This window comes from Butyrivibrio sp. WCE2006, from assembly GCF_000701985.1.
Lineage (GTDB): Bacteria > Bacillota > Clostridia > Lachnospirales > Lachnospiraceae > Butyrivibrio.
Genome location: NZ_JNKH01000053.1, coordinates 1 through 22038, shown reverse-complemented (window position 1 = coordinate 22038; position 22038 = coordinate 1). Strand labels below are relative to the sequence as shown.

Sequence of the window (22038 nt, the reverse complement as noted above, 5' to 3'; positions counted from 1 at the left end):
TGCGGCTTTTTCTTTTCCATCATACGAAGCTTTCCTTGAAAAAACTGTGGCTTTTCAAAATCATCTATGATGTGATAACGCCTCGTATTGTTTCTGGCATAGCAGTACGGACATCCAACAGTGCACCCTATAACAAGATTCATGTTCTGAATCTGATCTTTAATACAGATACTCATTTGTCACTCCATTCCTCAAGGTTTACCCTGATGCGGTTAAGATACTCTTCAAACTGAAGAATCTCTTTATCCGTAAAATCACGATAATAAATATTCCCCATCTCATTGGATACAGAGTCATAAGCTTCTTTAAGTTCTTTGGCTTTATCTGTGAGGAACAAAAGAGTTTTTCTCTTATCAGCTTCATCCGTTTTGCGGCTTATCAGTCCGTTTTTTTCCATCCGCTCAAGCATGGTCGTAAGTGAAGTAATTGCAAGTCCGCTTTTCTCGGAAATAATTTTAATAGGAACACCATCTTCCTGCCATAAGACATAAAGAATCCTTCCCTGAGCTCCGTTGAATGCATCAATGTTTTTTTCTGCCAGTATCCTTTCAAATATACGATCACCCAGCTGTTTTATTTTTGTAACAAGAAATCCACCATTTGTCTTCATAATTAAATACTCCTATATCGTAGTTTTTATACTACCATATAGGAGTATTTTTGTCAAGCACACATATCATAACCTGATAATATAATTCATCAAGCTCCGGATGATTCTCATGAATCCAGTTCATGATCACAACTCTGTAGTCTCCCCTAAGATTAAGATTCTCAAGCCACACAAGATTGCATCTGTCCTTAGCCCTGTCAATAATAGCTTCAACATCTGTAATCCCGGGGAAGATTGGCGAAATAAAGCAAGTAGTCTTTATTCCTGCTTCATAAAGCTGCTTCATTGTATCCAGTCTCTTTTCTATGGTTGCACCACGATCCATCTCTTTTCTAAATTCCTCATCGACTGCCCGAGGGTCTCTTTAGAAGGATGGCATGAACGTCAGGGCAGCGGAGGCGTTGCTGATACGCTGCTCGACGGATCACTTCAAACGATTATTATCTGTCAAAGCGATATTCAACCCCCGTTATATCGGAGAGAAGCGGTATGATTTCAGCATGCGGATCAGTTGGATCATATCCAGCTTCGAGTTCAAAAGGCATGCCATATGCAAGAGCTGACCATCCCCAGAAAGGATTCAGCCCCTGCCCTACACCGGTTTCGGCATTATAATACTCTCGGGTGGCGTCTTCCGACAAAACCATTTCAAAACTCTTTCTGGCAAGTTCCGCTGCTTCTTCCTGATACCCGTATCTTACCAGCGCATGCATGACTGAGTAATTAACCGGGATCCAACAAGCTCCCATCCAGGTGCATTCAACCCCGCGGCGCTGTTGATAGTATCCTTTTTCATTTTTTGCCCAGGATGCAAGGGGGTATTCCAACCAGAACTCCTCAGGATTTAAAAGATGCTCTTTGATCATGCGGTCTGCCTGCTTTTGGGTCGCAACACCTGCCCATAGAGCCATAAAAGATGAAGCTGACTTGTAACGTACAAACTCACCCGTCCTTTCATTGCGGTCATAATAGAAGCCGTCTTTTTCGTCCCACATAATATCGTTGATTCTTCCGCGCATGGCAGCAGCCTTCTCTTTCCACTGAGAAGCATCTTCCTCCAGCCCCAGTCCCTCCGCAATGACAGACATTGCATCAAACTCGCGGACCAGATAGCTGTTCAGGTCAACCCCCTCGATCGTCATGCTGTAAATATGTCCTGCCCTAAGATCCTGATTGTCCATCCCGGAATGATCAGCACTGTCCCACACACTTAGTCCATTTTTGTCAAAATCGCAGAACCAGCACCAGTAATCCAGATATTTTATCAGCCTTTGATAATAACGGTCCTTCAGCCATTCAAAACGGCCAAACTGACGAGAACCTAAGACGGCGATTTGAGCAAGAAAAGGTTTGAAATGCTGCCTCATTCGCTGTTCCATCATCGTGCGTGCGACAAAACCACATTCGAGCTGCCGGTCCAGGAATGCCTCAAAATTCGTACGGCAGTAACGGGCAATACCAAAATGTGAAAGATACAGATTTTCATAATAAAGATCCCAGTCATAGAACTCGCCGTAGCTATATCCTGTCAAGAGGTCCTGAATCCCTGCAATAGCGGAATGAGAATTATCGGATCGACTGATGCCGCGTGTCCTGATATCATGATTATTAACTGTCTTTCTGCGAAAGACACCAACGGGGTTATGAAACCCAGCGTCTTTCCCTGTTTTCTATTTTAAAGTTTCCTGTTATATTCTTTATTCGTAAGGCTGACATACTACAGAACACGTGGAGGTGAGTGGCGGGGCGGTATAGCGGCCACCTCGCATGATTATATGTTGTCGGTCATCTGTAAAGGCATCAACGAATGGCGCATACCGTAGCCCGTAAACTTATCTCTTCCGAAGTTGTCTCGATTTCGCCGGATGACCAGTCACTGTCAGCTTTACAACTATAAAATGTGACAGGAGGTTATCTATTGGCATTTAAAATCTTTCGAAAGAACTGCTGTGGGCTTGATGTCCACAAAACCTGGATCTATGCATGCATTGGTATTACCGATGCAAATGGCCGCACTGAGTATTTTGAAAAAAGGTTCTCGTCCTTCTCAAGAGGACTGCGTGAACTTGCTGAATGGCTGGCCAAGTATCATTGTGTTGATGTCTGCATGGAATCTACTGGCAAGTACTGGATACCCGTTTTTAATATCCTTGAAAAGTCTTGTAATGTCGTACTTGCCCATCCCAAATATACAAAGCCCCAAAAAGGTAATAAAACCGATCGTAAGGATGCAAAATGGATATGTGACTTATTTATGTGTGACATGATCAAGCCTTCCTTCATTCCGCCAGCTGACATTCGTCATCTTAGAGATCTTGTGAGATACCGTTTCAAGCTTATCTGTATGATCACAGGCGAAAAGAATCGTGCCCTTAATTGTCTCACAGTATCAAATCTTAAGCTTGATGAAGTGTTCACTGATGTTTTTGGCAAATCTTCCAGATCCATAACTGAATATATTCTTAAGCATCCCGGGGAATGTTTCGATGTTACTCCTTTTGTTGACAGGCGATGTAAGCATCCAATTGAGGAAATCCAGGCTGCCGTTGATGGCGCTATCTGTAAGGAGCAAGCAATCAAGCTTCGTCAATGTCTGGATCACATAGATGAGTTAGAGAAACACAAGAATGAAATAGAACGGGAAATCTTTCGTGTTTCTGATCCTTACAACGATGCTCTTGCCCTAATTCGTACAGTTCCGGGGTTGGATAAAAATCCATTCACGGCAATACAGATACTTTCAGAAATAGGTGGCGATATGTCTGTCTTCCCCACAGACAAGCACCTTGTTTCCTGGGCTGGATGCTGTCCACGCAATGACCAAAGCAATTTCAAAATCAAATCCACTAGGATTTCCCGTGCTGGTATTTATCTTAAACCTGTATTGGTGCAAGTTGCAAATGCTTTGATCAAATCCAAGAAGCATCCCGAAATTACAGAACGTTATCGCCGTATCAAATCACATCGTGGTCACAAGAAAGCCATCATTGCAATCTGTCGTATGCTCCTGACCGCTATCTGGCACATACTCACAGATCTTAAGCCCTATACTCCTGATGGTTATTTTATTCAGAAGTCCGTTGAAGAAAAGAAAACTCTTACAACTGCTCAGGCTCTTAATCTATTGAAGTCCAGAGGTTTTATCATCAAAGATGATCTTGCAGAAGTGACATCGTAGATCTTTGCCCCAAATATTTAATTTTTCGACTACCTCCAGGTGGTTTATTTATCATGCCCTAAACTTTATTCCTATCCGCTACCTCTCTGTTTCAAACTTGACCTCCTCAAGACGACGGATCAGCCTCTTTTGTGTATTATCAGATAACGATTTGAAAAACATATAAAACCTCCGTTCCAAACAAGATTTACGATATTACATAAATCTATTTTATCGTATTTAATTTCATGTAGCCATTCATGTCTTCAAATCCAAGGGATCTGTATAATTCAACGGCCATATCGGAGCTCTCAAGATAGATCTTTTCAGCACCTTTCTCTGCCGCCCTCTCTATAAGATATCTGCATATCTCCTTTGCCAGTCCCTGCCTTCTGTACTTCTGCCTGACATATATATTCATAAGATAGGCACATTTGCCGCTGCGATTGTCCGGAGATGGCATCTCTCTATACAGGCAAACTCCGCCACATCCTGCCAGTTCTCCTGACACATATATTGCACAAGCCACATGACCGCCCTTTTTAAGCTCTTCCTGATAATATTCTTCATTTTCTTTTCTGATATCATTCCACTCAGCATCCGAGAGCTTTTCTTTTTCCTGAAAAAAGACATTTGACAAAACCTCCATTCTAAGTGAAAGCAAAAGTTCCATATCATCTGCCTTAAGCTCTTTTATCGCTATATTATTATCTATCACGCTGCCACCTTCCTTAAAACATTTGGAAGTGCCATTTTATCAACCTTACCGTTTGCATTAAGTGGAAGGCGCTTAAGCTCAACAAAATACTCCGGAATCATAAAATCTGTCAGATAATCCTTCATGTAATCTGTAATATCCGCAAGTTTGACGTTCTCTTTTTCCGGCACTACATAGGCAACCATGTAGGATAGATTATTGTCATCAACTTTTGGTGCAACATATGCCTGTTTGATAAGCGCTGACTTGGTAAGGATATTTTCAACTTCACTTACCTCAACTCTTTTTCCCTTAATCATTATCTGGGTATCTTTTCTGTGAAGAAAAGCAATGTTGCCATCTGGCAGATAGTAACCAAGATCACCGCTTTTATACATTCTTCCGTTTGCAGTATTTACAAATGCTTTATTCTCCTCAAAACGGTTTCCTATATACCCGTTAGAAACGCCGCCTCCGAAAATGCAGATTTCTCCGACTTCTCCATCTGGAAGTTCTTTTCCTTCCTCATCCATGACTTTGATTTCTGTTCCAAGCACAGACTTTCCGACAGGGAATGTGCCATCTTCAAGGACATTATCCTTGGTGCATCTGCAATAAGAAGCGCACACTGTGGTCTCGGAAGGACCATAGGTATTGTAAACTTCCACCTTTCCAAGAAGATTTGTAATATAGGAAGCTCTTATAACATCTCCTCCGCTTATGAGGAGTCTCAAACTCTTAGGTATTTCCGGAAGGTCATTGATTTCCTGTAAAAGATATGGAAAGCCGCTAAGCATAGTCACATTATTTCTTTTGATAAATCCGATAAGCTTCTTAACATCTGCTCTTTCTTCATCCGATGGAATAGCCAAGGCCGCTCCTGATAAAAGAGTTGTAAATACCTCTTCAACAAATATATCAAAAGAACAAACAGAATGCTGAAGCATTATATCGCCACAGGCTGGGTGAAACTCATTGCAAAATGCTCTCACATAATGACATACATTTGCATTCGTTACAGAAACACCCTTGGGCTTCCCTGTAGTTCCTGATGTATAAAGGATATAAGCCAAATCCTTTTCGTCATATTCAGCATCACCTACAGCTGTTTCCTCTATAGCTAATCCTTTGTCTACAATTATATTTGTTAACTTGGGAAATCTGTCTGCATATTCTCTGTTCGTGATAAGCACGCTCACCTCAGCCTCTTCCATCATGTATCTGATTCTTTCCTTTGGAAAAAATGGTTCAACAGGTATATATGCTGCTCCAGCCCTCAATGCTGCAAATATGGATGCTATCATTTCAACTGAATGGTTCATCATTATGCCTACTCTTTTGCATCCTTTGGGAAGTCTTGCAGCTATTGTATCTGCCAATAAAAGCAATTCCTTTCTACTAAGATTTCTTTCATTATCAAAAACTGCTAAAGCATCTTTATTCTCATTTACCTGTGTCATGAATTTTTCAATTATTGTACTCATCTATTAGTACCTCCTATATTTCACACATATCTCTTCGTTACAATGCATATGTTATAGGAAATATACAAAGCCCCACAAGTACGCAGTTTTTTGAAACATAGTATCACCGATGATACTTTTGTGTGACTTTGCGGTGCATCTGGCACAAATTTTATTGTACAAGCGAGTCATATTTTAAATATTTGCTACTGCCTTTATCTGTGCCACCAATATTGCCTTTACCCTATCATCTGTTATCCGCCTCAGTAAATTCTTCATTTCCATATCAAAAGCATCCTCTTCCTTCTCCTCAACCCCAAGCAGATAATTCGGTGTAAAAGAAAAAGACGTATAAACCATATGGTCTATACGCCCTAAGCCTTTATCTCTTCCTAATATGCCTGTACTTTTACTGAATTTTCAAATAGTCCTCATCCGTAACTGACTCGCACCACTCATTACTTGTGTCTTCTCCTTCTATCTCTAATACCGATAATATCTTTCTTTTTCTGAAATCATGCCAGTTTATCCAAAAGCTCATCTATATCACTGTTAATGCATACGCTCCTATCTTCTATCTCTCTGGGACAGTATGCCTCTTTGTAATTCAAGCATGCATATGTAGCTTTTTCATTTTCCATTGTCATTTGCCAGAATGGATACTTAATTATTACTGGTGTATTGCTGCCTACCCCAAGCTCCAGGAAAAGCACCTGCAGGTTTTCATGTCTTCTAAGGAAATCAGAATAAGCAGCTGATGCTCTATGCCAGCCTCCATCTTCAAGGAATGTATCATCACTTCTAAGATTCATGGTAACATCACTGCCATCAATCGGACACTTTGGAATCAAACTGCTGTCAATTTCCATTCTGACCATGCCTCCAGATGGTATTGCAAAAATCCCATTACCATCCTTAACAAATCCCTGAGATTTCATGGCATTCATCACCCAGTCTTCATTATTAAAGTTTTCCCTAATTGCAGGATTCAAACTTTGAAACAGACCATAATCTCCCTGAGTGTAAAATAATCTTTTCTTATCAAAGCCTGCTTTCTGAAAGCAATGATCCACGTTTGTAGTAATCACAAAGTAATCTTTATCCTTAACAAGGTTATAAAGCTTTGTATAAGTATCTTTAGGTGCATCAAGGTATCTGTTGATGTAGATATATCTTGACCAATATGCCCAGAACTCTTCCTTGGTTTTGTATGGGTAAAACCCGCCTGAATACATGTCCTGAAAACCATATTTTTCTTCAAAATCAGAAAACCACTTTTTAAACCTGTCTCCACTGTACGTAAACCCTGCGGAAGTAGAAAGTCCTGCCCCGGCTCCAATAACAATAGCATCAGCTGTCTTTATTTCTTCTTTTAATCTGTCAAGCTGCTCTATATCATCATCTTTTCCAAGATTCATACCGCTGTTAAAGCTATGTATGGCACTTAGACCTTTTTCTATTGTTTCCTGATATCCATTTGGCTGAAACGATCTGATCTTAGCCTTTATCATTGTAAAACACTCCTTACAGTTTAACCATTTAACAGTTTTGCATATATTTCAAAATCAAGGTCCTTAAATACATTGAAAACAATCTTCATCTCACTGCCAGTCTCATTAAGCCATTTTCTAACTGTCTCAACAGCAATTTCAGCAGCTCTCTGATTAGGGAACATGAAAACACCGGTAGAAATGCAGCATAAAGCAATGCTCTTTACGCCATTTTCTTCTGCTATATCAAGGCATGATTTATAGCAGGATGCCAATAGTTCCTCATGTTTTTTAGTCAGAGGTCCTTGAACTATAGGGCCCACGGTATGAATAACATAATCACAAGGTAAATTATACGCCGGAGTAATCTTAGCCTGCCCTGTTGGCTCTGGATGTCCCTGCTTTTCCATGATGCAGTTACATTTGTAGCGGAGGCCAAGTCCAGCTTTTGAATGAATAACGTTATCCGCGCAGGAATGTAAAATTCGGAAACAACCCAATAAGGCTTCATTGGCCGGATTAACAATGGCTGACACCTTTAATGTAGTCATATCTCCTTGCCATAGGTATAGTCTGTTATTACCTGCTATTGGCTGTAAATCTTCAATGTCCGTAATTCCAATTCTTCTGTTTTCTTCGGTCAAATACTCATCCTGGATTTTAAGGAACTCATCACTAAGTTCCTTCGGCATCCATATATTCATTAGTCCTCGCAGCAAATCCTTTTGTCCTTGCTCGTCAGCAGGTATGGGATAATTACTAAGCTGCGAAGGATCCTTTTGTAATTCTTTAATCAGCCATATTCTTTGTTCTGTATGATTCATCTAGCGAAACTCCTTTCTCAGCCAGCGCTTTCTTAAGCACATTATAGTTATCTCTGTTGGGAATAAATTGTTCTCTCTCCCAAAGGCAATAAGTAGATGGTTTTATACCAATCATTCTCGCAAACTCAGCTCGTGAAACACTCATGCTGTTTCGTATATCTGACAATAATGCTCCATAACCTGGTTTGCAAAAGGCTTCATAATCATCCTCAAAAAGCTCAGGGCATTCATTCAGCTGAGCAAGTGTTATTCCCTTTTTAAGTGCTACTCTCTCAATTATTTTTACATACTTAAATTCAGGAACACAGATATTTCTTTCCCACTTTGATACAGCTTCCCCTGTACCCCCAAGCAAGTCACCAAAATCGCATAATTTCATTCTATAAGCCATGCGAATGCTTTTTATTTTTCGCCCGCATTTTTTATCAAAGAAATCCTGATATACGCATTCATATCCTTCAGGATCCTCATTTAGCTTATCAAGATCAATTCCACATACTTCTGCCATACGTTTTAATGCATAATATGATGGTCTAGATGGGCATTTAAATTCGCATTCCCAGAATCCTTCTTCATTTTTGTCACAACCTATCGCCCTGGCAAATTGCTCTCTCGTCATTCCATTGGATTTTCTGATTTTCTGAACCTTAATACCAAATCCGTGCTTAGCAAAAATAGTATATTCATCTTGATAAATATCAGGATTATCAATAAGCTTTTCTATTTCAATTCCTACGTTCTTAGCAAGTTCCGTTAATCTTAAGTAATTCTCAGGATTTGGATGATGTTCTTCTATTTCAGCTTCCCATACGGAAACTGTGCTCCTGTCAGCACCAAGCATTTCAGCAAAATCATACTGAGAAACACCATATAAGTTCCTTATTGTTTTAATTCGTTTTCCATATCCGGGTTTACAAAACCTTGTATACTCATTTAGTAATACATCTGGGTCTATTCCAAGCGTTTTTCCAAAAGCAACTGCGTCCTTGTAATAAATCGGATTAAAACCTTTTTCAATATTCACAATTCCCCAGTTCGTAATACCCACTACTTTTCCAAGATCTTCCTGGCTTATGCCTTGCTGCTCTCTATAGAACCGGAGAATATCCCCTGGTTCCGCTTCATCAGAAGGCTTCGGTACAGGCATAGCAAGGTTTACGAGCACCTTGCCATTCTTTTGTTGTATACCTGTGTGATTGAGGTAGGTGCCGCTTTATCTATGCAAGTATGCATCGGAACAAAACAACCAAGCATCTGCGAATTAGCGGCATTAACAATAGCATCCACCGAAAGTCTTGTGATATCCCCTTGCCAAATAGAAAGTCCATCCCTGATAACCGGGATGTCTGATAGATTCACCACACCCTTTTCAACCGCTCTTTCTGTCAGATATTCATCCTGTACTTTCATTACATCAGAGGACAATTCTTTCGGCATACGGATATTCATAAGTGACCTTAAGATTCGTCTTTTATCTTCCGTACTATTTTGCGTCTGTATTTCCTTATATTCATCAGAATCTGCCTTGAATCCTTCTACAAGATAATCCAGACGTTCTTCCTGTGTAGTATTCTTTGGCATAGCCTTAGTTTCCATATTCCACATCCTTCTAAAAAAGACTCTGATGTAAACACCTCAGAGTCTCATTGTTAAGCTTCTTTTGCCAACAGTTCCTGCATTCCGGATCTTAAATCATTAAGAGTGTATTTTTTCATCTCTGATTCCATCGCTTCCTGGATGTTTTTCAATTTATCATCCAATAGCGAATGGATATTCCTACCAACAGGGCACTCTGGATTTGGTGATTCATGAAATCTGAATAGATCTCCATCCTCCAAAGGCTCTATTGCCTGATACACATCATAAAAAGTTATATCTTTAAGCTCTCTTGTAAGCTCTATTCCGCCTGTTCCTCTGATAACATTTATTAGCCCTGCGTTCTTAAGCTGAGTAAGTATCTTTCTAATGATGACAGGATTCGTATTTATACTGGCTGCAAGAAAATCGCTCGTTACCTTGTGTTCATCCTTAAATGTATCCACACATGTAAAAATATGAAGTGCAACCGTAAATCTGCTTGATATCTGCATTTTTAATCTCTCCATTCCATTTCGGTCGGTGCAGAACAATCGTCCACTGGACGATTTGCGCCCTCCTGCCATCATTTTACTTCGTGACAGATGTAGTTGCAATGGTTACAGTCAAGACTCGCTCGCGAGTCTTGCGCGCCGGATTCGGGTCTGCTTCAGCAGACAAATTCCTGTCCGAATCCGTGCGCATCCTCGCGGAGCGTTTAACTCAGTCGGAGCTTGTACTCCGACTGAGTTAAAACTTTCCGTTTTCATTAGCCCATGTAGACTTATCAGCTAATGTCTCCATTACATCCCAGTGCTCTGTGATAAATCCGTTCTCAACACGGAACAGATCATAGTAGGTTGTAGGTACACCGCCAAAGGTTCCTTCCGAGCAGGCAAGAGCATAATCTCCATCTGCAAGAACCATATGTGTCTTGTTGTAGACCATCGAAATACCTTGCTTAGCCATAGCTTCAAGTGCAGCTCCAAGGCCGGAAAGACCATCTGCTATTGCTGTGTTATGCTGAATGTACTTGTCTCCGTCATAATATGAAGTAAGCTTATCCGGATTCTCCCCGCGGAGTACATCGCCTACAAATCCGGCAACAACATTACGTGTCTTTTCCTTGTCTACATCTTTCTTCTCAAGAGTTCCATCAATCTGAGTATGTCCTAAAGGATTAGGAGCTGCCTTGTCTGCCAGATTATCCCAGTGCTCTGCAATCTTACCGTCTGCATCGAATCTGAAAACATCGAATCCGACCTGCTCTCCTGCTCCTGCAAAATTATATACTGTCTGAAGGAAAACCTTATCTCCATCCTCGAATGCACGAATGTTATTAACTGTTGTTTTTACAGGTGCCTGTGCAAGTCCTTCAACTGCTGCTACAAATGCATCTGCCCCGGTTCCAAATGCGAGGTTATGCTGAATATAACCTGTTGCAAGAAGTTCCTTTGCCTTTGCAGTATCTCCTGATACGAATGTTCCGATGAGTGCTAATGCTTTTTCCTTATTTGTCATGATTATTTTCCTTTCTGGGCTCTACCCTGCGAAGTAATTATCCTCGAATGTTAAAAAGTTCATTGATGTAACCGTAGTGGTTTCATCTGATAGTGTTATCATAGCATCATTTTGATGTAATATCAATGATTACATCTAAATTTTTTCAAAAAATTTCCAGGTGCAGATAAACACCTGGATTTATAGCAAAACAACTATTCAATAATTGGTAAATCATTATATTCCAATTTAACTTGTCACCTCAACAGGAAGATACACCATATTGTAATACTTCTAATCTGGTTGCTGACCATCATGCGCCTTCCATGCGCATTCAGTGATTTCCATATCTGTAAAAGCGGCCAAAAAAGATGACTCCTCGGCGCTGCATGCATAGATGCCGAAACGGATTTCCTTTGGAGCATTGAACATATGACATATCCTCATCTGTTTAAAATCTATTCCATCAAAAGAATTTTCTACACAGAAATCATCTTCCCTGCGACTTAGACGAAACCATACAGACTTTATTGCGGCATCAACATCTGTAGATGCCCAATCAGAGTAGCCATTATTTGTGACAACACTTCCTAATCTCTGAATCTTTTCATTTTCATATTCCATAGCAGCCTTAAGCCAATTGTCACTATCCAAGTACATGATTACCCCACTCTGATCATAGCGTACCTTGGAATCAAACTCTGTCCGTACCACAAACGAGAAGAATTGGTCTATTGTTTTCATTTGCAAGACAGGGGCATTGTCATTTCTGAAGTGATAATAGGTCCTCTGCCATAGATCAGTATGAGGTTCGGTCATGATTTCAACCTTATCCTTTGTGACCCGACATGATTTCGGTTTTCTAATCCATTCCATTGAACTTGCGTCAATCTTCATCACTTTCTCCTTCTGTCCTTTCAAATACAAACTGGAAGTTATTTTTCATCAAAAAACTCTATTTCTTCTCCCAGCGGTCCAAAGCAAAATGCCATTCTAAATTGATATTCAGGCGAAGAATTAATAACTTTATCATTTGGTTCAATAAAAACTTCATACCCCGCTTTTTTTACTTTATCTATAACATTGTCAACATCTTCTGTTGCAAATGCAATATGACGAATAGAACCTTTCCTATGTTCGCCATTACCAGTTACAAATACTTCAATCAGCCCGTTGCCGCTATCTATCATCATTCCTTCTGGCCATTCCCGGCAAATAGACATACCAAGTACATTTATATAAAAGTCTTTTACTCTAGCTATTTCTCCAATATTGCATTTCATCGATATGTGATGTATACCTTTTACCATTTTCGTCCTCTCCTTGGTCGATGTTTTCGACAAACTCCGATTTGCTTATTTCACTATCCTGTATAGTTATCACGCTTTCACTCTCTGTCCGCCAAAGGCATGAATTGATCGCGTACCGGCTTCAACCCTTCCTCCCTAGACACTTCCCTTGGGAATAAACAATTCATCTCCCGCATGCAATATGTATTCTGCTCCATCTACTGTTACGATATATTCTCCCTCTACACAAAGCATCCATTCATCATAATCATGTGTATGTTCTTTTGAAACTCTGTCTGCTTTATATATCCAAAAGGCCATTTGACTCCTGTCGTTAGCCGTATAATAGTATCCCTCAATATCAGGTGTGTTTTGCTGAGAAGCAGGGATCAAATTCTTTTCATTACTTATAGCCGCCTGCTTTCCTGCTTCACAAGCCTCTAAACGAATTAAACCATGCTCGCTCTTCAAACTCCTTTTTCTTCGGTGCAACCGGTTCATTCTCTGCTATCCCTACCGGCAATATGCATACAACCTCATAACTATCAGGAACAGAGAGAATTTCTGCTATCTTATCGCTTATTCTGTCTTCATCCGTAATATGACCTTCATACCAACAGCTCTGATATCCCAGCTCTACGATAGTCAACAGCATGTTTTCAATTGCAGCGGAGTAATCCTGAATAGCAAAGCATCTATCACGATATGCATTTATTCTTTGCGTCAGTACTACAATCATAGCCGGAGCCGTTTCACATATCGGTGGATCGATTGCTTCATGAATTTTCTTCAAAACAACTGCATCGTCAACTGCTATAAAACTGGTTGTTTGTTTATTACAGCCAGATGGAGCTGCAATTCCCGCTTCCATTATCTTCACTAAATCATTATGAGAGACCGGTTCAGGAAGATAATTTCCTCTGTAGCTATGCCTCTTGTTGATCGCTTCTGTTACATTCATATGCTAAGTCCTCCGTTAATTTCAAAATTAAACAGCTCCTCTCCTGTTGTACTTCTTTTCAGAGAATTTCAATCCTTTTTCAGCGGCACCCATATATACACAGACATTTCTTCTGATCCTTCTTCTGGAGGAAGATAAACCTCTATGTCATATTCTCCCATCAACTTATATCCCTGTAATGCAGGAAGCCACTCTGACCAGATTTTGGTATTCACATCCTGCAGATTACTCATCTTACAGGGAAACTGTGCCCAGTAACTTCCCGGGATTACTCTGGTTTCACACCCCTCCGGAATATCTTCCCATGGAAAATACAGATCAGCAATCCAATAATCGAAGTCCTTTCCCCTCATATCAAGGCATACACCAAAAGTGCCTTTGATTGAGCGATCCTCGCCCTGTGCCAGCCATTCATCCCAAAACTTTGGTATTTCCTGATAACTGGTTTCTGAATTAAAAGGTCTTTTTACTCCGACAATAGTAAACGGAGCCTTTTCAACAATACGATAATCCAGCATAGTTCCACCCTCCATCGTGATTTTCCCCCGCAGACACATAATCAGAAATAGTTACCGGTTTAAGCACTGCCTTTGCAGCGTTATACATTTCTTCCCATATTTTATCCACAATCTAATCTCCTCGTTGCAATGATATAATATAGATAGTCTATGAATATCCATCATCTGTACATCTATAGATATCAGTATACAACAAAATCGCTGACCACTTCAGGACTTTGCGTATTTATGATGCCAGGATCTCGCTTATCTTATCGCCTATACCCTCCAAAGCCATTTCGACAGCTACGGCTGCAAATGTGATAAGGAACGCTCCAAAAGAAATAATCACTGACAGTACAACAGCTCCCCACATCTGTTTTGTGATATACATGATTATTATTGCAAGCATCAGCAGATAGAAAAGTCCCAGTATAACACTGCTGCCATGTTTTTTCTCCATAAAAATAAGTGCGACTCCGAAGAGATGCACTTAATCATAAAGTTCTATGTTATTTTTGCAGTACCATTGAATTTATAAAATGAACAGTAGCGTAATGATAGGTAATGCTTTTCTATAATCTTTATTTGTAAAAATATATGCTGTTCCAAATAGAAAACCAGCCACTGCAGAAAAAATCCCAACAAGCACGCTACCTTTAGTCAATATATGGAACAATCCCCATATAAGTCCAAGAACAATTCCACCATAAGGAATCTTATCGTTCTTAAACCATTTCTCAAATGCCTTCTGACCGTAGACAATAACAAGAGAAATAAGGAATCCTTCTGCCAGATAATAAATATATTGGAATATGAACAAGATCGGTTCCTTAGAATTCCATTCAATAAGAACTTTAAAACCATTCCAATCCAAATACTTCGCAATGATATTTACTGCGAAGCACAGCAAGAGAGCCACATATTGCCATCCCTTTATTTTTTCACAGTGCTCCCAGATATCAAAATCTGTTGTTTTCTTTCCGATATATATTACTATAATTCCAGCAATGATCCACATTACTGTAGTTGTTACCCAATGAATTATGTTTTGTGATGTACTGTAGTTACTTACATCAACCCCCATCTTTCCTTCAACAAACCGGACCAGCAATTCTATTGCAAAAGCCGCACATGCATACAGCGCACACCATAAGAAATCAAAGCCTGTTACTTTCTTTTCACCCATAAAAAACTTTCCTCCCAAAACATATAAACACAGCTTCTCAATGATACTATTTCCATGCAAAGAAAAAAAGAGGCTCTTCCCAAATCGTAGTAAAAAACCTCTCTTCTCTCCATTTCACTTGTATTATTGATAATAACTTCCAATTTTATGTTCTATCATTCTTCTCGAAAAGCCTGAAGTTGTCGAGCTCTTTCTCCAGCAAAAGAGCCCTACAAACTGCCGATTTTTCAAGCTACGTTATATTCCAAGTTAATATAGCAATTTATTTCAGCAGATACTTATCAAATGCCTTATGAGGATCCATGTGAGTATCCTTAAAAAACAAAAAGCACCAAATGATAAACGTAGGAATAGCCATATAAGGCGATATAATAAAAGAAAGCACCGTACCTATGAGCATTAATGCAGACCAAATCAAACACTGATTTCTTATATCTCTAGAAATAGCTGCTCTGTCATACATCTCCTGTTCTTTATCTGTAAAGGAATTAAATCCAGCAACAAATTTAGTTGCCCTTTCTTTGAATAATCCAAACAACAGTCCTACTGTTGCAAATGGTATAACCAGTACTCCGCACATCCAAGCTCCTAGATTCATCATATTCCTCCCTTATAAAATGCGATTTGCTTATTTCATTATCCTGAAAGATAATTCTCCCTTAGTAATTTCTACCATTTCGCATATATTTAAAAATATTCAGAGAATCCAATGGGTGTCCTTCGAAATCAAAAAGCGCCTGATTATCCCAAGAGCTTCCGCCATAGTAAAGACCCGCATCCTCCGGATCATAATCTGAAGCGTAGCTACTGGCCCATCCACTTCCATATTTCTCCCAGATAGCGGAGTTATCTGCATCAGCAGGACCTACAGGAATCCACGCGCCTTCCCAGTAGAAAACACCTATGCCCCCTACCTCACTCACATTCTTACAAATGTCATGTATCATTGTGGCCTGTCCCATGGCTGATGCGGGATAACCCTTTACCAAATCATTAACAGTAAAACTGTTTGCTGATCCATCGCCATCTGAAGTGGTATAGCAATAGGACGTCTCTGCTATGAAAGCTTTTTTTCCATACTTTTCACTAATAAGCTCAAGGACACGACACATGTTTTCAAAGCTGCCATCCCAAAAGGGATAATAGCTCATACCAATCATGTCAAAGTCAAGTTCACCCCGCACCAGCCTGTCAACCAGTGTAAGTACATCTGCTTTGTCTTCAATCCTGGTATAGTGGACAACTACAGCAATCTCTTTTCCGTAAGATTCTGATACTTCACGTACTGCCATACTTCCCGCTTTTAAAAGTTCAAGAACCTTTTCAAACTGCCGCTCTCCTGACATTCCGTAGTTAATCTCATTACCAACCTGTACCATCCCTACATCTACGCCGGAATCAAGAAGCTGTGAGAGGCTGTCTTTAGTGAATTCATAGAGGGCATCCGCTTTTTCTTCCACGCTCATGCCCTCCCAGGCTTTGGGAGCATGCTGTCTCTTAGGATCTGCCCAGAAATCGGAGTAATGAAAATCTATCATTACTTTCATCCCATTGGCAGTAGCTCTTTTCCCAAGCTCAACAGCTGTTGGAAGGTCATTATTACCGCCACCATACCCATTCCCATTTTCATCATAAGGATCGTTCCAGACTCTTAATCGGATATAGTTAATCCCTGCATCAGAATAGGTTTTGAATATATCCTGCTCTTTGCCGTCAAAACCATAGTACTTAACACCACTTTTTTCTTCGGTCAGAACTGAAGATGCATCCATTCCAAATATGAAATCATCTGAAAGTCCATCAATAGGCGATTCCCATGTTTCTTCCGGTACTTCCTCAACTACTTCTTGCGTTTTAACCGTCACTTCATGCGTTGATACCGGTGCAAGTTCAGTTTCTAAATCTCTACAGCCAGTTAGTGATATCAAAAGAATCATCGCCAAGACGTTATATACTACTTTTTCCATAATCCAATCTCTCTTATAAAAGATTTCATTCTCCACCCTCTAGTCGTTTATGCTGGAATTTTAAACATCTTTAGCCATATAAAGTAAAAGGTCATCATCATTGACGCAGGGTGCATACTGTTCTAATTGTTTCCCTTTATACCAAACTCCGCTGCCATCAAAATTGTAGCCTCTTTTTACATACATCCTCTGAGCTGGTCCATATCCTGAATGAACTCCAACTGCCAAGTATACTTTATCGGAAACTTTTGACGCTTCTTTCTCGACAGCATCCAAAAGCCTATTTCCGATACCTTTATTATGAACATCAAAGAAAACTGTCAGATCTTCTATTTCAGGATAGCCTTGATTCCCCCAAGGGCCTTCTATAGGATTCAGAACCAGAGTACATTGCCCAGAGACTCTGCCATCATACTCTGCAATACAAACAAATCTTTTACCATCCTCCTGTTCTTTATAATACTTTTCGTATGTAGCTAAGGAAGGATGCCAACCATACGAAAAATATGTATCATAAAGGATTTGGGCATCTTCAGGAATCATGCTTCTAATTCTTATAGTTCCGTCATCATAATATGTAACCATCTTCAACCACCTTTATCATAATCCTGGTCATACGCTGGCATAAGCACCTTATACTGAATACTCCAAATTAATATCAAATGGAGCAATCAGCAATTTTTGCAAATCTTTATTGTAATTGTCGAAAAAGATTTTTATGGCCTTGCCATAGTTTTCTTTAGTATCAACAGATCGTCTTTTTGCCATTTTTTCTCCTTAGATAGTAATTTTTACTGAAAGTTATTTAGTTCTCGTTCAATCCGTGAACAGTAAAGATTGTATTCTTCTCAAACATCCCTACAGCAAATGCCAATTTGAAATAAAAAGGCATATTCTCATAGGCTTCAAAACTTGTGCGCTGTAAAAATTCATCTACAGATAACTCTTCAACATAACCATAAGGATTTGCTACAGTTATCTTGTCATTAGGAATATCCATCCCAACAAGCAGGGAATAATGAAGAGTCCACACATCACCATACTTAGCTGCCCACTCAAATGGCACAGGTACTCCTCTTGCCAGATTTTCATAAGCTGCATCTATCAGTTCCGTGTTTGACATGTATTTATGGATGGACGTAGTGTACTCCGGAAAGCGCTTGTTCATTTCTTCGCAGAACTTATCTCCTGTTGAGGTTATGACCTTGCCATATTCATTGTACAGATCCTCTTCTGTCAGATGTCCCCCATTCCATGCAGAAAACATCTCAATACAAGCATAACCACAGGAAACATCCTGGGTTATTACCTCTACTCCATCAACATATACCGGAGCTCCATATTTATCATCTTTATATATAGATGAATAATCAGTAAGGATTCTTCCTGTCTGTATCCGTAGCTTTATCAAAAGTCCCACCAACACAATAATAATCAGCGTTATAAAAATGAGAACACTGCGAATTGTCTTTTTCAAATTAATGTCTCCTCTATCGTGTATAAACTGTAAGTTATGAATTCATCTCATCAACAACGTCCGCCGGCTTTACAGTCATTTCTACCCATGCCGGAATAAAACCGCTTTTAGCCGCATTTCTGGCGGATCTGATGTTTGACCATGCAGAGCAATAAAACGGAACCTTTCCCCGATTTAGAATCTCTTTTGCCAGTTTGCTAGTCAGTGCTGATGCAATCCCTTTTTGCCTGTATTCCGGCAGAACGTCTATGCCTATCTGCCACATTTCATCGCAATCTGCTGAACAGGCCGCAAAACCAATCAATCTGCCATTATCGTATGCTCCAATACCCAGCATATCCAGATGGCTGCGATCCTTACATAGTGCATTACTCCATTCAGGCAGATACAAATTCTTGAAATCCTCTTGAACCAGTATGTGCGTTTCATATAAGCACTCCGCATCAGGAATTTTGTTTACATCAGGAAGATAATATTCAGCCATGAAACATACCTTATGCCCCCGCTCTAACAGTCTATCATTGAGCCAGTGCATATTTGGCGTTTCAAAGCAATGATAAAACTCAAACTTGCCTATATACTCCTTTACCAAATCCGATACATCTTTTGTTGTAGCCACAACGATATTACTTCCATAGGAAACAAAATTACATATGATTGGTTCCTTATAATACTTTCGCGCATTCTTTCCTAAACAAAATGGCACAATAACATTCTTATCTGAAAGGAAATCATGAGCCTGGCAGCCTATATCCTCTGCAGACTGCTTCAACGCGATCTCCTTTATCTCACCATTATTCATTACTTAAAACCTCATTGTTCATGGATCGTTTTACTGTAATTTAATTGCTCTACAAACACTGGAATTTATGCTCGTAAGCCTTCCCTTATGCTTTCTCTTGTGTTATGTCGTTTTATATGAGCAATGGATGCTCATAAGGGCAAATACAAGGGCAAGAAATTCTGCTAACACAGTATAACACATAATGGTAATCGACTGTTGAAATGCTCTCAAACAACCCCGGAGATCTGAACTTTCAGAATCGCTGGGTTTTTTTTGTTTTCGATAATCGTTCACTGAAGTCCTCAAAATCGCGGCTCCTGTTTATTTGTGGTCGCCTGCCGTGATATAATCCCATCTTTGACAGGTAAATAAGATAAAAAGTCTCGCATCCCACATGAATAGTGGCGTGGCGAGACTTTTCTCTTCGTTTTGAAGTATAGCAATTTCTACCTTCCTTTGCTGTTTTTTTGAATTGTTTTCATTTGGCTCTTGGTAATGAATTCGAAGTCAGTTCTGAAACCACATGCTTCGTGGAGGTTATCGGTAAGCTTCGTCCTCTGGTATGTAGGCGTGAAGCCTTGTTCTTTTATTCCAGCAAAATTCATATCTTTGAGCGTACTCAGTATTTCATCGCAGGTATACTTATCATCGATTCTTTTCTCAAGGTATCTGTAAACAATTAATGCAAGGAAGCATGTAAGGAAGTGTGCTTTTATTCTGACATCATTCTGGAGGAATACAGGCCTTGCTTCAAAATCTGTCTTCATGATTCTAAAGCATTCCTCGATTTCCCATCTACCTTCACTTACTTTTAAGATGTCGACTACCGGATCGTCAAGAAGATCTGTTGATACGGCATACAGGCCGTCATACAGAGATTCTTGCTCGATTTTGTCTGTATCAAGATAGTTATGAATAGTTGCAGCTTCGCCACTTTCTGTTACAGCAATCTTCCCAATAAAACGGGCGGGATCATTTGGATTTTTTCGGTTTCTCTTAACGGAACCGGAATCTATGAGTTTCTGCGCACGATCAACCTGGGCTTCACGAACAGCTTTCTGATACTTGGCAAACTTTGGTGAGTAGGTAACTATAAGACGTTGATGTAGCGTCTTGGGAGTATAGGGTTCTTCCTTGTAGTAAAGGCCTGTATCATCTGCAGGCAGTTTGGATATGTCTACAGGAGTATCGTCCGACACTCTTTTAAAACCTGTTCCATTTAAGGCCCATTCTTTGTCTTCAGCATTAAGTTTCTTGATAGACTGGGTTACGATAAAGGCTCTCTCACCCATATGATTGTAGTTCCTTATTTTTTCAGAACCAAGTCCTGCGTCGCTGCAGTAGATAAATTTCTGGCATCCGAATTCGGAGAGCACCTTTTCCTCAATGGGCTTAAGAGTTGTCTGTTCATTGGCATTCCCGGGGAACAAAGAGAATGCCAGCGGGATGTCGTCACCATCCATAAACATGCCCATCTGGATAATAGGATTTGGACGATGCTCTTTGCTTTTTCCGTATTTCTTGTTGCCGTCTTCCTGCTCAATTTCAAAGTAGTAGTTGGTGCAGTCATAGAAAAGAATCTTGTCATTCCTCTTGCCCATAAGGTGGCTGTTTTTATAGACCTCTGACTGGATGAAATCACATTCATTTCCCAGAACATCTAATGATCTGTAAATATCGTGAAGCTGATATGATGGTTTTTCCAAGAATTCGGAGGCAACCTTTAAAGATGATCTTTTGCTTGAAGGTTCAAGGATACGTGCAAAGATCATGTCAGAAAGAATGGCATTGATATCATACTTGAATTTATATTTATCCCTGAGTTTTCTGCAAATCTTATCTAATGCAAGAGAATAGTAGATTGATTGAAGGAAGAGATAACCTCCGCGGTAGAATACCTGTTGCTCATAGTCGAGCTGGCGGTTGGCATGAAAAGTTATCTGAATAGATTTCGACTGTTGCTCCTCTTTGTATTTAAGTGTCTCAAGGCGCGCCTCTTCTTTGGCCCATGCCATCACATCGTCTCTCGTTGGACCATGTTCTTTCAGGAGCTCCTGAAGAGTCCCAAGCTTCCTGATAATGGTGGATGTACTGACGCCTTTATTGTTGATATATCCCTTGGAGATGTAGAATGATTCGGCATTTTTAGATTTAGATGTGATAACTCTCATGCAAAAAATCCTCCATGCCTTATTATAACATACATTGCAATACATTGCGATAGTATAAAACATAAAATTTGACATAAAAACCTGCTAACAAATGTCAATAGCGAAACGGCTTATTTTTAAGTGTTTTCAATTTCACCATTTTTAAGCATCACAAAAAGGCTGGATGAATAATTCCAGCCTTTTTATAGCTGTTGCTACTTATTTGTAGATTGCGGTTACTCTTGCATAATATATACGTAGAAATTTATTTAATCCCGCTATTTTAGCGTGTTTTTTGCACTTTCCCTCATTTTCTTTCTTGATTATATAATTATATACAGCAGCATCTTTGGGCGCCGGATGACTCTTAAGTACCCGCATTACTTCATATCCTACTTTTCGTAAAGT

The 22038-nt window shown here is 39.8% G+C and carries 28 protein-coding genes and 3 pseudogenes; 1 reads left to right on the top strand and 30 read right to left on the bottom strand.

Translation table 11 applies throughout. The features are described 5' to 3' along the window. From T501_RS22770 to T501_RS18070, 4 genes and pseudogenes are all read right to left on the bottom strand, one after another. Positions 1 to 176: pseudogene (locus tag T501_RS22770) on the bottom strand (radical SAM mobile pair protein A); the annotation flags it as partial. Continuing rightward, positions 173 to 610 carry a radical SAM mobile pair system MarR family transcriptional regulator gene (locus T501_RS18080; protein ID WP_013282512.1) on the bottom strand — a complete coding sequence of 146 codons (438 nt, stop codon included), beginning with the start codon at positions 608 to 610 and terminating at the stop codon, positions 173 to 175. The pseudogene T501_RS22770 and the gene T501_RS18080, both read right to left, overlap by 4 nt. 31 nt (positions 611 to 641) lie before the next feature. After that, positions 642 to 950, bottom strand: a pseudogene (locus T501_RS18075) (radical SAM protein); the annotation flags it as partial. Positions 951 to 1050: 100 nt separating this feature from the next. Further along, a complete protein-coding gene (locus T501_RS18070) occupies positions 1051 to 2142 on the bottom strand; it encodes an MGH1-like glycoside hydrolase domain-containing protein (protein ID WP_044916762.1) in 1092 nt (363 codons plus the stop codon). Positions 2143 to 2528: 386 nt separating this feature from the next. Between T501_RS18070 and T501_RS18065 the strand changes: the two genes are divergently transcribed. Next, positions 2529 to 3788 carry an IS110 family RNA-guided transposase gene (locus T501_RS18065; protein ID WP_026509922.1) on the top strand — a complete coding sequence of 420 codons (1260 nt, stop codon included), beginning with the start codon at positions 2529 to 2531 and terminating at the stop codon, positions 3786 to 3788. 205 nt (positions 3789 to 3993) lie between these two features. On the opposite strand, the gene T501_RS18060 is transcribed toward T501_RS18065, so the two are convergent. The 26 genes and pseudogenes from T501_RS18060 to T501_RS21935 form a co-directional block, all read right to left on the bottom strand. Beyond that, positions 3994 to 4485, bottom strand: a complete 492-nt coding sequence (locus T501_RS18060) for a GNAT family N-acetyltransferase (RefSeq protein ID WP_242845573.1) — start codon at positions 4483 to 4485, stop codon at positions 3994 to 3996. Next, the gene (locus T501_RS18055) at positions 4482 to 5948 is read right to left on the bottom strand and encodes an amino acid adenylation domain-containing protein (protein WP_044916760.1); all 1467 of its coding nucleotides are present in this window, start codon (positions 5946 to 5948) and stop codon (positions 4482 to 4484) included. Before T501_RS18055 ends, T501_RS18060 begins: the two co-directional genes overlap by 4 nt. A gap of 174 nt (positions 5949 to 6122) precedes the next feature. Then, positions 6123 to 6287, bottom strand: a complete 165-nt coding sequence (locus tag T501_RS21630) for a hypothetical protein (RefSeq protein ID WP_155243916.1) — start codon at positions 6285 to 6287, stop codon at positions 6123 to 6125. A 49-nt stretch (positions 6288 to 6336) separates the two neighbouring features. Continuing rightward, positions 6337 to 6468, bottom strand: a complete 132-nt coding sequence (locus T501_RS23040; RefSeq protein ID WP_442856392.1) for a carboxymuconolactone decarboxylase — start codon at positions 6466 to 6468, stop codon at positions 6337 to 6339. Then, a complete protein-coding gene (locus T501_RS18050) occupies positions 6443 to 7438 on the bottom strand; it encodes an SIR2 family NAD-dependent protein deacylase (protein ID WP_044916758.1) in 996 nt (331 codons plus the stop codon). The genes T501_RS23040 and T501_RS18050 overlap by 26 nt, the downstream gene beginning before the upstream one ends. A 20-nt stretch (positions 7439 to 7458) precedes the next feature. Further along, positions 7459 to 8241, bottom strand: coding sequence for a protein-ADP-ribose hydrolase (locus tag T501_RS18045; RefSeq protein ID WP_044916756.1), 783 nt, complete (start codon positions 8239 to 8241; stop codon positions 7459 to 7461). After that, positions 8207 to 9388 (bottom strand): helix-turn-helix domain-containing protein, encoded by a 1182-nt coding sequence (locus T501_RS18040; protein ID WP_155994925.1) that lies wholly within the window; start codon positions 9386 to 9388, stop codon positions 8207 to 8209. The genes T501_RS18045 and T501_RS18040 overlap by 35 nt, the downstream gene beginning before the upstream one ends. A gap of 8 nt (positions 9389 to 9396) precedes the next feature. After that, entirely contained in the window at positions 9397 to 9837 is a 441-nt protein-coding gene (locus T501_RS18035; RefSeq protein ID WP_330377106.1) for a macro domain-containing protein, read from the bottom strand. Positions 9838 to 9890: 53 nt separating this feature from the next. Then, positions 9891 to 10331 (bottom strand): Rrf2 family transcriptional regulator, encoded by a 441-nt coding sequence (locus tag T501_RS18030; RefSeq protein ID WP_044916750.1) that lies wholly within the window; start codon positions 10329 to 10331, stop codon positions 9891 to 9893. Positions 10332 to 10566: 235 nt separating this feature from the next. Then, entirely contained in the window at positions 10567 to 11337 is a 771-nt protein-coding gene (locus tag T501_RS18025) for a nuclear transport factor 2 family protein (protein ID WP_044916749.1), read from the bottom strand. Between the two features lie 273 nt (positions 11338 to 11610). Next, positions 11611 to 12213 carry a DUF1349 domain-containing protein gene (locus T501_RS18020; protein WP_029319539.1) on the bottom strand — a complete coding sequence of 201 codons (603 nt, stop codon included), beginning with the start codon at positions 12211 to 12213 and terminating at the stop codon, positions 11611 to 11613. Positions 12214 to 12251: 38 nt separating this feature from the next. After that, positions 12252 to 12626, bottom strand: coding sequence for a VOC family protein (locus T501_RS18015; protein ID WP_044916747.1), 375 nt, complete (start codon positions 12624 to 12626; stop codon positions 12252 to 12254). 135 nt (positions 12627 to 12761) lie between these two features. Then, positions 12762 to 13106 (bottom strand): cupin domain-containing protein, encoded by a 345-nt coding sequence (locus T501_RS18010; protein ID WP_442856391.1) that lies wholly within the window; start codon positions 13104 to 13106, stop codon positions 12762 to 12764. Continuing rightward, positions 13036 to 13566: a nitroreductase family protein gene (locus T501_RS18005; RefSeq protein WP_044916745.1), complete on the bottom strand. Its 531-nt coding sequence runs from the start codon at positions 13564 to 13566 to the stop codon at positions 13036 to 13038. The genes T501_RS18010 and T501_RS18005 overlap by 71 nt, the downstream gene beginning before the upstream one ends. 68 nt (positions 13567 to 13634) lie before the next feature. Beyond that, positions 13635 to 14084 (bottom strand): GyrI-like domain-containing protein, encoded by a 450-nt coding sequence (locus tag T501_RS18000; protein ID WP_242845571.1) that lies wholly within the window; start codon positions 14082 to 14084, stop codon positions 13635 to 13637. Then, on the bottom strand, positions 14062 to 14193 hold the full coding sequence (locus tag T501_RS22435) for a hypothetical protein (RefSeq protein WP_255347457.1): 132 nt from the start codon (positions 14191 to 14193) through the stop codon (positions 14062 to 14064). The genes T501_RS18000 and T501_RS22435 overlap by 23 nt, the downstream gene beginning before the upstream one ends. Positions 14194 to 14310: 117 nt before the next feature. Further along, positions 14311 to 14526, bottom strand: a complete 216-nt coding sequence (locus tag T501_RS17995; protein WP_044916743.1) for a hypothetical protein — start codon at positions 14524 to 14526, stop codon at positions 14311 to 14313. 72 nt (positions 14527 to 14598) lie between these two features. Beyond that, on the bottom strand, positions 14599 to 15252 hold the full coding sequence (locus T501_RS17990) for a hypothetical protein (protein ID WP_044916741.1): 654 nt from the start codon (positions 15250 to 15252) through the stop codon (positions 14599 to 14601). Positions 15253 to 15514: 262 nt separating this feature from the next. Beyond that, positions 15515 to 15853, bottom strand: coding sequence for a DUF3784 domain-containing protein (locus T501_RS17985; RefSeq protein WP_242845570.1), 339 nt, complete (start codon positions 15851 to 15853; stop codon positions 15515 to 15517). A gap of 58 nt (positions 15854 to 15911) precedes the next feature. Continuing rightward, a complete protein-coding gene (locus T501_RS17980) occupies positions 15912 to 17219 on the bottom strand; it encodes a glycoside hydrolase family 53 protein (protein WP_044916737.1) in 1308 nt (435 codons plus the stop codon). A 60-nt stretch (positions 17220 to 17279) separates the two neighbouring features. Beyond that, entirely contained in the window at positions 17280 to 17804 is a 525-nt protein-coding gene (locus T501_RS17975) for a GNAT family N-acetyltransferase (RefSeq protein ID WP_044916735.1), read from the bottom strand. A gap of 48 nt (positions 17805 to 17852) precedes the next feature. Next, entirely contained in the window at positions 17853 to 17987 is a 135-nt protein-coding gene (locus T501_RS22430; protein WP_255347456.1) for a hypothetical protein, read from the bottom strand. A 37-nt stretch (positions 17988 to 18024) separates the two neighbouring features. Further along, entirely contained in the window at positions 18025 to 18696 is a 672-nt protein-coding gene (locus T501_RS17970; protein ID WP_026511715.1) for a C39 family peptidase, read from the bottom strand. Between the two features lie 34 nt (positions 18697 to 18730). Then, positions 18731 to 19498 (bottom strand): GNAT family N-acetyltransferase, encoded by a 768-nt coding sequence (locus T501_RS17965; protein ID WP_044916733.1) that lies wholly within the window; start codon positions 19496 to 19498, stop codon positions 18731 to 18733. Positions 19499 to 19926: 428 nt separating this feature from the next. Next, positions 19927 to 21651 carry an IS1634 family transposase gene (locus tag T501_RS17960; RefSeq protein WP_044916732.1) on the bottom strand — a complete coding sequence of 575 codons (1725 nt, stop codon included), beginning with the start codon at positions 21649 to 21651 and terminating at the stop codon, positions 19927 to 19929. Positions 21652 to 21849: 198 nt separating this feature from the next. Beyond that, positions 21850 to 22038: pseudogene (locus tag T501_RS21935) on the bottom strand (IS110 family transposase); the annotation flags it as partial.